Origin of the sequence: Alistipes sp. CAG:268 (assembly GCA_000434235.1) — a bacterium.
In the GTDB taxonomy this organism is placed as follows: domain Bacteria; phylum Bacteroidota; class Bacteroidia; order Bacteroidales; family Rikenellaceae; genus Alistipes; species Alistipes avistercoris.
On record FR892007.1, the window covers coordinates 90,666 to 104,265 of the forward strand.

10 protein-coding genes are annotated in these 13,600 nt (G+C 62.0%); 8 read left to right on the top strand and 2 right to left on the bottom strand.

Annotated features, from left to right (window positions below):
- The 8 genes from QZL63_RS07905 to QZL63_RS07940 form a co-directional block, all read left to right on the top strand.
- The coding region (locus QZL63_RS07905) for an alpha/beta hydrolase family protein (RefSeq protein WP_290586456.1) at positions 1-668 on the top strand (668 nt) is incomplete at its 5' end.
- Positions 669-834: 166 nt separating this feature from the next.
- Complete coding sequence (locus QZL63_RS07910; RefSeq protein WP_290586459.1) at positions 835-2,718, top strand: hypothetical protein; 1,884 nt, start codon at positions 835-837, stop codon at positions 2,716-2,718.
- Positions 2,719-2,731: 13 nt separating this feature from the next.
- Positions 2,732-3,535, top strand: coding sequence for a DUF4493 domain-containing protein (locus QZL63_RS07915; RefSeq protein WP_022308786.1), 804 nt, complete (start codon positions 2,732-2,734; stop codon positions 3,533-3,535).
- Between the two features lie 16 nt (positions 3,536-3,551).
- Positions 3,552-5,270 (top strand): DUF4493 domain-containing protein, encoded by a 1,719-nt coding sequence (locus QZL63_RS07920; RefSeq protein ID WP_022308787.1) that lies wholly within the window; start codon positions 3,552-3,554, stop codon positions 5,268-5,270.
- 12 nt (positions 5,271-5,282) lie between these two features.
- Positions 5,283-7,430, top strand: a complete 2,148-nt coding sequence (locus tag QZL63_RS07925) for a DUF4493 domain-containing protein (protein WP_022308788.1) — start codon at positions 5,283-5,285, stop codon at positions 7,428-7,430.
- 26 nt (positions 7,431-7,456) lie between these two features.
- Positions 7,457-8,332: a hypothetical protein gene (locus QZL63_RS07930; RefSeq protein ID WP_022308789.1), complete on the top strand. Its 876-nt coding sequence runs from the start codon at positions 7,457-7,459 to the stop codon at positions 8,330-8,332.
- A gap of 15 nt (positions 8,333-8,347) precedes the next feature.
- Positions 8,348-9,199 carry a hypothetical protein gene (locus tag QZL63_RS07935; RefSeq protein WP_022308790.1) on the top strand — a complete coding sequence of 284 codons (852 nt, stop codon included), beginning with the start codon at positions 8,348-8,350 and terminating at the stop codon, positions 9,197-9,199.
- Between the two features lie 493 nt (positions 9,200-9,692).
- Positions 9,693-10,922: a PCMD domain-containing protein gene (locus tag QZL63_RS07940; protein WP_022308791.1), complete on the top strand. Its 1,230-nt coding sequence runs from the start codon at positions 9,693-9,695 to the stop codon at positions 10,920-10,922.
- Positions 10,923-11,038: 116 nt separating this feature from the next.
- Here the strand turns inward: QZL63_RS07940 and QZL63_RS07945 are convergent, their stop codons facing one another.
- Positions 11,039-11,743 carry a transglycosylase SLT domain-containing protein gene (locus QZL63_RS07945; RefSeq protein ID WP_022308792.1) on the bottom strand — a complete coding sequence of 235 codons (705 nt, stop codon included), beginning with the start codon at positions 11,741-11,743 and terminating at the stop codon, positions 11,039-11,041.
- 44 nt (positions 11,744-11,787) lie between these two features.
- The coding region (locus tag QZL63_RS07950; RefSeq protein WP_290586462.1) for a putative porin at positions 11,788-13,600 on the bottom strand (1,813 nt) is incomplete at its 5' end.

The window sequence follows — 13,600 nt, forward strand, 5'->3', positions numbered from 1 at the left end:
GCGCCGTGTCGAACGTCCGAAGCTACCGCTGGAACTTCCAGCTGATGGCCGCACAGGGCTACGTCGTCGTGGCCCCGAACCGCCGCGGCGTACCGTCGTTCGGACAGGAGTGGCTCGACCAGATCTCGGGCGACTACTCGGGACAGAACATCCGCGACTACCTCTCGGCCATCGACGACGTGGCACGCGAGCCGTGGGCCGACGAGACGCGCATGGGCTGCGTCGGCGCCTCGTACGGCGGCTACTCGGTCTACTTCCTGGCCGGACACCACCAGAAGCGTTTCAAGGCCTTCATCGCCCACTGCGGCATCTTCGACTTCGACTCGATGTACGGCGAGACCGAAGAGCTCTTCTTCATCAACAACGACTACGGAGGCCCCTACTGGGACAAGGAGAACGCCACGGCGATGCGCTCCTATGCCAACTCGCCCCACAAGTTCGTGGACCGCTGGGACACGCCGATCCTGATCATCACGGGCGAGCGCGACTACCGCATCCCCTACACGCAGTCGCTCGAGGCCTTCACGGCCGCCCGCGTGCGGGGCATTCCGGCGCGCCTGCTCGAGTTCCAGGACGAGGCCCATCAGGTCTTCAAACCGCAGAACTCGATGGTCTGGAACCGCGAATTTTTCGGTTGGCTCGACAAGTACGTCAAACAGGCCGAATGACATTTGGGAAAGTTTCACCGACCTTCCGAACACGAAAAACCTGCCCTTCGCGGCAGGTTTTTCCGTTTCCAACGGGCTTCCGAAACGGGGATTTCATGATGAAAAATCCCGGGTTCGTTGATTTTATTTTTTTTTCACCGCCTGCGACCCTATTTTTGCAACGTTCATGAACAGAAAGATTTCAGCCATGCGCATACTCCGCAGCTCACTGATCGGCATACTCCTGGCGGCGACCGCCTGCAACCAATCGACCGAACCGACTCCCGTCCCGGAGACGGAGACGATCCAGGTCACCATCGGAACCGGACCCCGCATCGACATACAGACCCGCACGGAACTCACCGACGGCACCGACATCAAGTGGGAGAGCGACGACCGGCTGGCCCTCTGGGCCCGGAACAGCGACGGATCGTTCGCCTTCGAGGGCGCCGTCTTCTCGCTCTGGCGCTACGGCACAACGTGGGAGCAGGCCTTCTTCCGCGGCGAGGTTCCCGCTATGGATCCCTCGGGCGCCTACCGCTACCATGCCGTATCGCCCGTCCCGGCATCGGCATCGGCCGAAACCCGGCAGGCCACCTATGAGATTCCGGCCGTGCAGGACGGCACGTTCCACGGCGAGTGGGACGTCATGGTAGCCGACGCTGTCGGCTCGGAGGAGGCGCCCGCCCCGGCGCTGGTCGAGGGCGACAACAGCGACGCCGTCGCGCTGGCATTCCACCACAAGATCCATCTGCTGCGCATCCGCATTCCCGAAAACCGTCTCGGCGAGAAGATCTCGCAGATCACGCTGAACTTCCCGGTCGAGATAGCCGGCACAATGTCCGTGGACTTCACCGATGCGGCGGCCGTGCCGACCGTCAGCGGATCGAAGAGCCTCACGCTGCGCTTCGACGAGCCGAAGGATGCCGGCGACGAGGTCTACGCCACGATCGCTCCGGTGACCCTCTCGGAAGCCGACGCAATCGAGATTTACGCCACCGGTACGCTCTACGAGTCGCAGCACCGCACGATCGCGGGCAAGGCATTTGCCGAGGGCCACATCACTCCGATCGCCTACAACATCCCCGAAGCGGGCGAGACGCTCGGCACGATCGTGCGGCTCACGCTCGACGAGACGGGCGAGCATACGCTCGGCGAGCGAATCCAGTCGTTCACCCTCCGCGTCGAGGGCGCCTCGTTCGACAACGGCACCGCGGAGCACACCTTCACGGTCGGCGAATCGGGCACCTACGAGATGCTCTTCCCGCAGGGCAGCAACCCGGAGGAGCTCTCGGGCAAGGAGGTGACCATCACCTACGACTCGGAACACGCCCTGCTCACGAGACGTTTCACCCTGCCGGAGATCACACCCGAGGCGGTCAATACCGTTGCCCTGCCCGGCGTCCCCTACCTGCTCTCCGAGGACTTCTCCGCGGTGGAATCCTTCGACATCGACACCAACAATACCCTCGGCAATACCAGCAGCGGTTCGAACACGGCATCGACACTGAGCCAGCTGCCCGCCAATGCCTCGAGCTCCTGGACCGGAGCCCGCTGCGGCGTCGAAACCGGCAAATCGCTCCGGCTGTGCAGCCGCAACGAATGCGCGGCCCTTACGCGGGGCAGCTACCACGGCCGGCTCGACTCGCCGAACCTCGAGGCCCTGAAGGGCTCCTGCCGGATCGTCGTACGGTTCAACTACTCGATGGCCCGCAGCTCGAACCAGGGCAACATGCTGCAACCCTACCTCGCGGCCGGAATCGCCGACGACGCCACGCGCGACGCCACGTCGAACCTGTGGGGCAGCTTCATCTCGGGAGAGGGCGATCCGGGAACGATCCTGCAGTACAACATCCCGGCCGTGATCTACGACCTCGACGACGGAGGCGCCCTGGACGGCAGCTACGACAACGTCACGCGCCCGGCCGAGTTCACGACGACGGCAACCCCGGCCCACCGCATCGTCTGGGAGGCCTACATGCAGTCGGGCGAGCCGCGTGAAACATTCAAGTACTATTACAGCAACAACTGGGTTTATATCGACAACATCACGGTGTCGATTGCAGAATAAAAAACACGACCACATGAAACGAATGCACCTATCGGCCATCACCGCAGCGCTCCTGCTTCTGGCAGCCTCCTGCTCCAAGCAGGAGAACGGCACCCCGTCGGGCGACGGCTACGGCCGGATCCGGCTTCACGGCACGGCCGACGTATCGATCGCCACCCGCGCCGAGATCGATGTCACGACGCTCGGCGTCACGGTTCCGCAACCTTCGGAACTGGCCCTCACGATCCACTCGGACGACCCCGAGGTGAACAGCGTATGGGAGAACGCCGACGCGTTCAACGCCGCCGACACGCTCTTCAAGGCCGGCGTCTACACCGCGACGCTCACCTACGGCGACCCCGAGGCGGAGGGCGAGAACAAGCCCTACTACTCGGGCACCGAACAGTTTGACCTCACGGCGGGAACGACCGCCGAGGTGACGGTCACGGCCCGCATCGCCAACTCGATGGCCGAGATCCGGACCACGGAGGCCTTCGACCGCTATTTCCACGACGCGACCTTCACGCTCCGGACGGGAGCGGGCAACGAGTTCCGCTTCACGCCCGGAGCCGAGCCGGCCGACAGCCCCGTCTTCGTACAGGCCGGAACGTCGATCTCCATCAGCGGAACGGCCCGACAGCAGAGCCAGACCGGCACGGATGAAGGCCCCGAGGTCAAACTCGCCGCCGAACCGCTGGCCTCGACCTCGCCCCGCACGCGCCACATCTTCACCTTCGATGCAGCCGACGCCGGCAGCGCCACGCTCCACATCACGCTCGACGAGAACGAGGAGCTGACCTCATCCGTGGATATCGAACTGAACGACAACGCCGAATAACAAAAAAACACACGATATGAAACTTCTGTACCAAATTCTCGCAGCCGGCACCCTGGCAGTGCTCGCAACGGGTTGCAAGGACGAAACGCCCAACTACGGGCAGACCGGCGGCGGATCGTCCGAGACGGTCGGCTACGTCGATCTGAACGGACTCAGCCCGCAGGTGCTCCTCGACGCCGAGATCAACCAGACCCCGGCCCAGACGACTGCCGCACAAACCCGTGCCGTCACGGAGGCCACGCCCGACTACCTCGTCCGCATCTACAACTCCTCGGACGAGTGTGTGCTCGACACCACCTACGGCGACATGCAGTCGCAGTTCAACGACGGACCGGAGCAGAACCTGCTGGCGCTGCCCGTGGGCACCTACCGCCTCGAGGTCCACTCGCAGGAACCCTCCTCGGTTCCCGACGTCGAGTGGGAGGCACCGACCTACGGCACCACCTACGACTTCGCCGTATTGCGGAGCCATACCTCCGACAGCCCGCTGACGATCGCTGACGAGGTGATATGCAAGCTCTCGAACATCAAGGTCACCGTCTCGATCTCGGCCGACCTAGCCGAGCTGCTCGGCGACGACACGAAATCGACCGTCACGCTGGGTTCGGCCGTGGCGGAGTTCACCAAGAGCGAGAGCCGCGCCGCCTACTTCCGTCCGCAGAACAGCGACGGCGACACGCTCGAGTTCAAGCTCACCGGAACGAAGGACGGCAAACCCGCCGAACTGAGCAAGACCATCACCGGCGTGAAGGCCGGACAGTGGCGCAAGATCATGCTCTCGATCGTCTATGCCGAGACGGGCGACATCAAGATCGTAGTGACGGTGGACAGCTTCGTGCAGGACTCCGAGATTACGATCAACAGCACCGAGTCGCTCTGGGAGCCCGAACTCGACGAGGGTACGGACCGTCCGACGCTGACGTGGCCCGGACATGACCTCGCACAGCCGGTCGCCCTCGACGAGTCGATGTACGACCCGTCGGGCACCTTCAACGGCACGGCCCCGGCGCTGACGCTGTCGGCCGCCGACGGCATCCAGACCCTGCTGCTGGGCATCACCTCGGACAATGCCGCATTCCGCACGGAGATCATCGAAGCCGCCGGGCTGACGGACGTGGACCTCTGCGGCACGATCTCGCGCCTGCACCCCTTTTACGGGCTGCAGGTCACGGCCGGCGCCACCGAGGCAACGATCGATCTGAAAAGCATCATGTACCTTTTCTTCGGATACGATGGCTCGCACACGCTGACCTTCAACATGACCGACAACAAGGGCCGCAACGCCGTCGCAACGCTGCAGTTCAACTACGGCAAGGGGACGGCCGGAGAGGATCCCTCGATCGTCTGCCGGCAGTTCGACATCGACCAGCCGCACACCACACAGACGGGCGACGAGATCGACGTGGATATCAAGACGGCGAGCGGCATCCAGGCCTTCGTGGTATCGATCATCTCCGAAACGCTCAACGAAGAGGTGCTCGCCGCCGTAGGTCTGCGTCCGACGTTCGACCTCTGCAACATCACCGATCCGGAGGAGCTGGCCGCCCTGACCAGCGACGACATCGGGTTCCCCGTGAACGACGACGTCAAGGGACAGACCTCGATGACCTTCTCGGTGACGAAGTTCACCGGCATGCTCTCGGCATTCCCCGGCACGCACCAGTTCAAGCTCGCCGTGACGAACGCCGAAGGATCGACCACGACCAAGACCCTGCAACTGATTGTCGAACAATAAGCCGGAACGACCATGAAAAGAGATTTCATCTTCGGAATCGCCGCAGCCTTCGCGCTGGCCGGCCTGGCCGCCGGTTGTTCGACCCGCGACACCGACGCCGGAGCCTCCGGCACGGGATCGCTGCAACTGAAGGTTTCGGCCACACGCGCCGAAGGTTCCGCTGCCGGCACGGGTTACGACCCGCTGACCGACCAGCAGATACGCATCTACAACAACGACGGCAAACTACTGCGCCACTACACGGCGGAGACCCTTCCCGAGCGGCTGGAGCTGCTCAACGGCACCTACCGCGCATCGGTCGAAGTGGGACAGGAGGAGCCCGCCTCGTTCGAAAAGCGCTTCTACGTCGGCGAGGAGGAGTTCGCGGTCGCCGCAGGACAGACCTCCACCGTGGAGGTGAAGTGCAGCCGGCAGAACGTAGCGGCCGAGGTGCGCCTCGACGCCTCCGTGGCCGAGAACTTCGGATCGACGGCCAAGGTATGGGTGGCTGCCGCCACGACGGACGACTACGGACAACTGGGCAAGGGAACGCTCGACGAGCTCTGCTACACGGCCGACGCCAAGGGCTACTTCATGCTTCCGGAGGGCGTCACGACGCTGATCTACCGCTTCGAGGGCACGCACAACGACCCTTCATACGGTGAAAACGGGCTCATCGCCAAGCAGGGCGTGCTGACCGGGCTTTCGACCGGCGCCAACTGCTCGATGACCTTCCGTTTCTCGGACGACGCTCCGGGCTATGTCGAGGCAGTCACCATCCTGGTGGACGACAGCGCCGACGAATGGGAGGACGAGATCGTCTGGACCGACATCTCGATCACGGGCGACGGATTCGACGCCGAGACGCAGCAGGACTACATCCCGGGCAAGTCGGCCGCCGTGACCTACAAGATTGCGAACATCACACCGATCAAGGACGTGACGCTCTACGCCGCCTCGAAGAGCTACGACCTCACCGGATCGTCCTATCCGGGCATCACGGTGAACAAGGAGAACGAGCGGACGATGAGCGTATCGCTCTCCGACGAGTTCTTCAAGGCCATCGGCGGCGGCATGCAGTCGGTACGGCTGCGTGTGCGCGACACCTCGAACGGCGAACTTTCGCGTACCACCCCCTTCCGCGTGCAGGGTCTGCTGCCCGTCGGGGAGTCGGACTACGACCTCTGGACCAACCGCGTAACGCTCCGCGCCCTGGTGCTCGACGCCGAAGCCGGCGAGGTGAACTTCACGCTCGGCGACCGGAGTCTCCGGGGTACCGACGCTGGGGAGAACACCTACACGGCGACATTTGAGCCCGAATGGACGCAGACATCCAACGCCGAGAACCCCGCCTACCCCGCCTACTACCTGCCGGTAGAAGGCACGGGCGTCTTCGCCGGCCGCGACTACACGTGCAGCGCCACGATCGGCGGAGAGACGTTCACCGGATCGTTCACCGCAGCCGCCGGCCAGTCGATCCCCGGCGGCGACATGGAGGGCAACCTGAGCTGCTTCACCAACTCGAACACCAACTCCACAATGTGGGGCAGCGGCAACAACAACTCGCTCAAGAGCGGACTCTGCATCAAGGGGCAGAAGAGCGGCATGGGCGGCAGCCAATGCGCCAAGATGACGGCCAGTGCGACGCTGGGCATCCTCGCCGCCGGCAACCTCTTCACCGGCACGTTCAACATGAGCGGGACGACCGGATCGGTCGGCTTCGGACAGAAGTACGCCTACACGGCCCGTCCGACGGCCCTGCGGTTCAAATACCACGCCAAGGTGGGCACGGTCGATATCCAGAAGGGATACGGCGGTCCCCTGGCCAAGGGCGAGCAGGACAAGAGTTCGATCTATGTGGCCATCGTGGACTGGTCGGCACGGCGCGTGGTAAGTTCCGGAACGAGCGCCCCGTCGGGGACGTGGGATCCCGCCGCCCAGACCGACCTCGACGGATCGGGCCGGATCATCGCCTACGGGCAGCTCTTCATCAGCCAGACGACCGAGGGCGACGCCATGGTCGAGGGTTCCATCCCGCTGCGCTACTACTTCCCCGAGGAGGCCGCCCCCGCCGGCAACTACACGCTGGTCATCGCCTGCGCCACGAGCGCCTACGGCGACTTCATGAACGGATGCTCGTCGAACGAGCTCTACGTGGACGACTTCGAATGGGTATACTGACAAACACAAACACGAACGATTGACGGATGAGGATATCACACATGCGCCAAACCCTCTCGGGACTCCTTCTCGCCGTGTCGGGACTCTGCATCGGCTCCGGGCTTCAGGCCCAGGAGCGCGTTGCAGGCCCCGACACGGTGCGTCCCGGCCTTGCGGCCGCGACGACGATCGACAGCCTGTCCCGAAACCAAAATGAAGAACCGCACGAACTGACGATCAACGAACGCCGGCGCCGGCGCGGTCTGACCGACCGACATACGCTGTTCGTTCCCAAGGGACAATGGGTTTTCGGAGGTACGGCCTCCTACTCGACCCACACCAACGACAACTACCGGTTCCTGATCGTCGAGGACATCAACTCAACGGGATACACCGTGCGCGTCAGCCCGATGGTCGCCTACGCCCTGCGCGACAACATGGCTCTCGGAGCCCGTTTCACCTACTCGCGTTCGCTGCTCAAGCTCGACAAGGCCCACCTGGAGTTCGGCAGCGAAGACAACACCACCGAGCTGTCGGCCAAGGACTTCTACACGCTCAAACACAACTACACGGCCGCATTCATCTGGCGGCAGTACATCCCGCTCGGCCGCAGCAAACGCTTCGCCCTGTTCAACGAGACTTCGCTGTCGTTCGGCGGCATCCAGTCGAAGTTCGCCAACGACTCGCCCGTGAAGGGTACCTACCAGACGGGCTATGAAGTCGGCATCGGCATCTCGCCCGGCATCGTGGCCTTCGCCACGAACAACATGGCCGTCGAGGTGAACGTCGGCGTCATGGGTATCAACTACAGCCACATCAAACAGGTCCACAACCAGGTCCGCGACGGAGACATCAAGTCGAGCATGATGAACTTCAAGGTGAACATTTTCTCGATCGGTCTGGGCATGGCCTTTTATCTCTGACAACTCCGCATGACTATGAAACGACTCACCTGCATACTCGCAGCGACGCTGCTCACCCTGCTGACCGCCTCGGCCGGCACCATCGGGGAGGTCCGTGCGGAAACCGACACGCTGACTTCGGCGGCGGAGGCGCCCCGGAGCCGCCGCACCAAACAGCGCTTCCTGCCCACACGCCAGCGCATGGACCGCGAGATCAACAAGATCAAGTTCGCCTACCGCGGCGAGGTCATGCTCGGCATGACCGCCTCATACGGAACGCTCACCACCGACGATGCCGACATGTGGACACTCGTCTCAAACCTCTCGGCCGACGGTGCCGTGGCCAGCATCCGCCCCTTCGTCGGCTATTTCTACAAGGACAACCGCTGTCTGGGCGCCCGCTTCGGCTACCAGTACATGAACGGCAAGCTCCAGAACGGCGCATACGACCTGGGCGAAAGCAACGACGTCTCGGGCGACATCCCCTACATGGATTTCACCAGCAACAGCTATTCGTTCGGCATCTTCCACCGCTCGTATGCCGGGCTCGACAACCGGGGCCGTTTCGGACTCTTCGCCGAATTCGAGTTCCAGATCACCAACGGATCTTCGGATTTCGTGTTCGACGACCTGCAGAAACGTACCTTCTGCAACAATACGCAGCTCAAACTTGCGTTCAATCCGGGAGCGGCCATCTACATCTTCCCGAACGTCTGCGGCACCATATCGTTCGGACTGGGCGGCATACAGTACAACACGGTCACGCAGAAGAACGCCTCGGGAGAGACCGTCGGGACGCGCAAGACCTCGAAGATGCGGTTCCGGCTCAACCTGCTGGACATCAATTTCGGCATGACCGTCCACCTGTGGGACAAGAAAAAGAAGTAAGGAGACATGATCAGAAGACTCTTCCGCACAGCGCTCCCCTGCCTGCTCGCGACACTCGCGGGCTGCATCAAGAACGACATCCCCTATCCGCTCGTCGAGCTGCGGATCGCCGACATCGAGGGCGAGGGGTTCACCGTCTCGGAGAACAATACCGCCCGGCGTGAAATCACCCTCCGGCTGGACGAGCAGACCGATATCCGCAACGTAAGGATCGACAAGGCGACCTACGATGCCGTGATCCACAGCGTCAAGCTCGACAAGGAGGAGGTGCTGGGACAGATGCGCCGCTCGCAGGAGCTGGTCGGCACATTCGACATGTACACGCCGATCTACACGACGCTCTCGCTCTACGAGGACTACGAATGGACGGTCCCTCAACCAGGACTACGAATGGACGGTCCGCGCCGAGCAGACCATCGAGCGGCGGTTTGCCGTCGCCGGCCAGATCGGCGCCTCGCAGATCGACGAGAAAAACCGCATCGCCCGGGCCAGCGTGGCGACCGGCACGGACCTCGAGCACATCCATGTGACGGAACTCAAGCTCGGTCCGGCCGACATCACGACCTACTCGCCGACAATCGACGAGTTGTCCGATGCCGATTTCCGGTCGGTGCGCCTGGTCGATGTGACCTGCCACGGCCGCACCGAACGGTGGAGCCTCTTCGTGGAGGTCACCGACTCGAAGATCGCCGTCGGCGAGGTCGATCTGTGGGCCAACACGGCAACGGTCACCGCCACCGTTTCCGAGGAGGAGCACGGCCGCGGCGCCCGGCTGCAATACCGCATCAAAGATGCCGCAACGTGGCAGGAGGCTCAGGAGAGCAGCTACCGGGACGGCATCCTGACCGCCTCGATCAAACCCGAATGGAGCACGGCGGAGAACCCCTCGGGCATCACCGTGTACAGTCCCGCAGCCGACAAGGGCATCTTCGCGGGATACACCTACGAGTTCCGGCTGCTGATCGGTGACGAACAGACCCAGCTGCTGGAGTATGCCGCCGCCAGCGGCGATACGATCCCGGGCGGTGACATGGAGGGCAGTCTGAGCTGCTTCACAAGCAACAACGCCACCTCGACGATGTGGGGAAGCGGCAACAACGGCATCAAGTCCAACCTCTGCTCCGCGGCGACCATGACGGGCATGGGAGGCAGCCAGTGTGCCAAAATGACCGCCAGTTCAACGGTGGGCATCCTGGCATCGGGCAACCTCTTCACCGCGACCTTCTCGATGAAGGGGAGGGACGGTACCGTGGGCTTCGGACAGAAATACAACTACACGGCACGCCCGAAGGGACTGCGCTTCAAGTACCACGCCACGGTGAGGACGGTCGATATCCAGAAGAATTTCGGCGGTCCGATCGCCATGGGCGAACAGGACCTCAGCACGATCTACGTCTGCATCGTGGACTGGTCGGCGCGCCGCAACGTCACCTCGGGCGTAAGCAAGCCGACCGGGACGTGGGATCCCTCGGTACAGACCGATCTCGAGGGCTCGGGCCGCATCATCGCCTACGGCGTGATGGACATCTCGGCCTCGACCGAGGGCGAGGGCAAGAGCCTTATCGGCGGCGAGATCCCGCTCGTCTACTACGACACCGCATGTGCGGCGCCGCAAAACAGCTACACGCTCGTCATCAGCTGCGCCACGAGCAAGTACGGCGACTACATGAACGGCTGTTCGAAGAACGTGCTCTACGTCGATGACTTCGAATGGGTCTATTGAGACCATTCGGAATCCGAAACAAAAAAGGGGCGACCAGCCCCCGAAAAACGAGAGAGGCCGGTACCTTGCGGGTACCGGCCTCTCTTCTTTTATCATTGTTCGCTACCTGCTGCGCGTTACCTCACGGCAATACGGCAGTACTTGTCGTAGCGTCCTATGACATCTTTCACGTAGGCCAGCGTCTGGCGGCTTCCCGTGAATCGGCCGCATTTCACGACCTCGTTTTCATAATACTCCGGCTCCGACTTCAGCGTCAGGTACCGAGCCACGACCTCCCACGAATTGGGATCCTCGCCGTGGACCCGCGCCAGCCGGCGGGCGTCGTTCACATGTCCGATGCCGCCGTTGTAGCAGGCGAGGATGATGCTCATGCGGTCCTCGTCCGAGGTGCCGGCCGGGAAGCGGAGCGACTCTCCGATCTTCGAGAGCAGCTTGTTGGCCAGCCACACGTTCGTCGCGGGATCGGCGATAAGCGACTCCGGAACATCAAACTGCTCGGCCACCGAGGGCATGATCTGCATCAGCCCGCAGGCACCGCGGCTCGACGTGATGTCGGGCGTGAAGCGCGACTCGTGGTAGGCAATGGCAGCCATCAGGCGCCAGTCGTTGCCCTCCTTCTCGCTGATGTCGCGCATCAGGTTGTCGAACGGCGAGATGACACAGAGCCGTTCCTTGGCCAACGCGTTCGTGCCGATGCTCTTCGGAGCGGGCTCGAGGACCGGCGACGGATCCGTCACGGGCGTGCCGGTTTGGGCGTTGAAGCCGTAAAATGTAGTCAGAATGGATAGGAACGCAAACGTTAAAACAGTCTTTTTCAGCATAAAAGGTTGCTTTGCGGGCAGTTCATACCGCGCAGAACAATACGCTAATCATAGAATCCCCACGAGATACCGATCTTGAACATGCCCGGATTGAGCGGGTAACCCGCCGCCGAAAAATATTCGCCGTTGCCGAACAAGCCCTTGTTCACGTGCTGATATTTCAGAAATATCCGCATTCTCTTCCACTTTGCCATGACGAAGGCGTCCATGTAGGGATAGTTCCCCACTTCGACCTCGCGCTGGTTGTAGTACACCGACAGAGCGGGATTGTAACCGGGCGCATAATACCGCGTATTATAGCGTCCGTCCAGTCCGATCTGCAGGCGCAGTACGTCGCGCACGACCCAGAACTCGTAGTAATACGAGAGGAAGGCGCTCAAAAGCGGAACGGGTACAACTTCCTGATCCGTACTCCACTGCAACAATACCCTGTTGTCCAGATGAAGTCCGCCGAGGCGGAAATCCTTGCGAGCATACACACTCGTGAGGCTGACACTTCCTGCATGCTGGGCGACGTTGCTGTCCGCTCCGTAATAGATCTTGTCGGAGACGACGCCCTGCCATCCGCCCACTTCGAACGCGAAGTCGGGGACCGAAAATTTCACCTCGAAACGAGTCTCATTCTCCTTGTTCAAAGGAGTGGACCATATGTAATGGTTCGAGAACAGATTCTCCTGCCAGTAGTTGGGCGAACGCCGGTCCATCGAGAGCCGGCCTTCGAGAATCAGGGGGTGTCCGCGGAGGTAACCCGTCAGCGCAAGGTGTGCGCCGATGTTTATGTCTCCGCCTCTGTAACCCGACGGGTAGAACTTGATGTTCGCTCCCCAATCGACGTATTTCTTTATCTTTCCATTGACCGAGCCATAGGCGAAATAGCTCGTCTTCTTTACCTTCGTGTAGTGTCCCGAAAGGTAATCGTCCAGTTCGAACTGCGAATAGGTGTGCAGATCGAGGCCCACGCCGGCATCGATCGTTCCCACCACCCCGTTGCGGTTCCACGGCTGCGCCTGCACAAAGATCCGGTTCGAAATCACCCGCTCGTAGATCGAGTCGCGCGTCTGGGTGGGATTGATGAACCAGTTGTCGTAGTAGTTGTGTTCGGCCGACACGAAGTTGCCCTGCTCGTCGCGATGGTCTCGCTCGTCGGTGTAGGGCACGTTGTTGTCCGTATAGATCTTGCTCCACGAACTGTACTCGAACGAGTGGCCGACATAGACGGTCGAGAGGTCGGCCAGAGAGAAGTCGCGGTCGGTGACCCGCTGCAGCGGGATGGCATACGACTGCGTGACGAAGAAGGCGTTGTTGCGGTAGGTGTTCTCGGCCTCGGCCTCGGAGAGCTTCATCGGAATGCCCGAAGGCATCTCGAAGGTCGTGTCACGCAGGGCCCACACGCCGACCACGCCGCCGTTCTCCTGCTGCTCGATGTGGTTGTTGTAGTAGGCCGCATGCACCGAATAGCGCTTGCCGGTGTGGTTGAACGCCACGGCCAGGTTGTGGTTCTTGGTCCGCGACCAGACATACTGTCCGCGGGTGCCGCGCGCCTTGTAGTCGATGTTGAAGCCCGTCGAGGGAGAGATGTTCTGCGCATGCATGATGTTGAAATTCTCCTCGCGGAAACGCTTCTGTCCCGACTCCTCGTAGCTCATGCGGATGATCGGTTTCTTCGTATTGTAGAAATCGACATTCTCCATGTTGTACGTGTAAGCGTAATAGGGGCTCGCAAATCCGAAGTCAAAGAACTGAGGCCGCCGGAAATAGTTCAGCGGCAGCGAGGTCTGTCCCAGCGCACCCTGCGCGATGTCGCCCACATCCTCGCGGTAGAACGGGTAGTCGATCCTGTAGTCGGTCAGCGTCGTG

Coding starts and splice junctions, on each gene's coding strand:
- QZL63_RS07910 (WP_290586459.1), top strand. CDS start 835: ATGAACAGAAAGATTTCAGCCATGCGCATACTCCGCAGCTCACTGATC.
- QZL63_RS07915 (WP_022308786.1), top strand. CDS start 2,732: ATGAAACGAATGCACCTATCGGCCATCACCGCAGCGCTCCTGCTTCTG.
- QZL63_RS07920 (WP_022308787.1), top strand. CDS start 3,552: ATGAAACTTCTGTACCAAATTCTCGCAGCCGGCACCCTGGCAGTGCTC.
- QZL63_RS07925 (WP_022308788.1), top strand. CDS start 5,283: ATGAAAAGAGATTTCATCTTCGGAATCGCCGCAGCCTTCGCGCTGGCC.
- QZL63_RS07930 (WP_022308789.1), top strand. CDS start 7,457: ATGAGGATATCACACATGCGCCAAACCCTCTCGGGACTCCTTCTCGCC.
- QZL63_RS07935 (WP_022308790.1), top strand. CDS start 8,348: ATGAAACGACTCACCTGCATACTCGCAGCGACGCTGCTCACCCTGCTG.
- QZL63_RS07945 (WP_022308792.1), bottom strand. CDS start 11,743: ATGCTGAAAAAGACTGTTTTAACGTTTGCGTTCCTATCCATTCTGACT.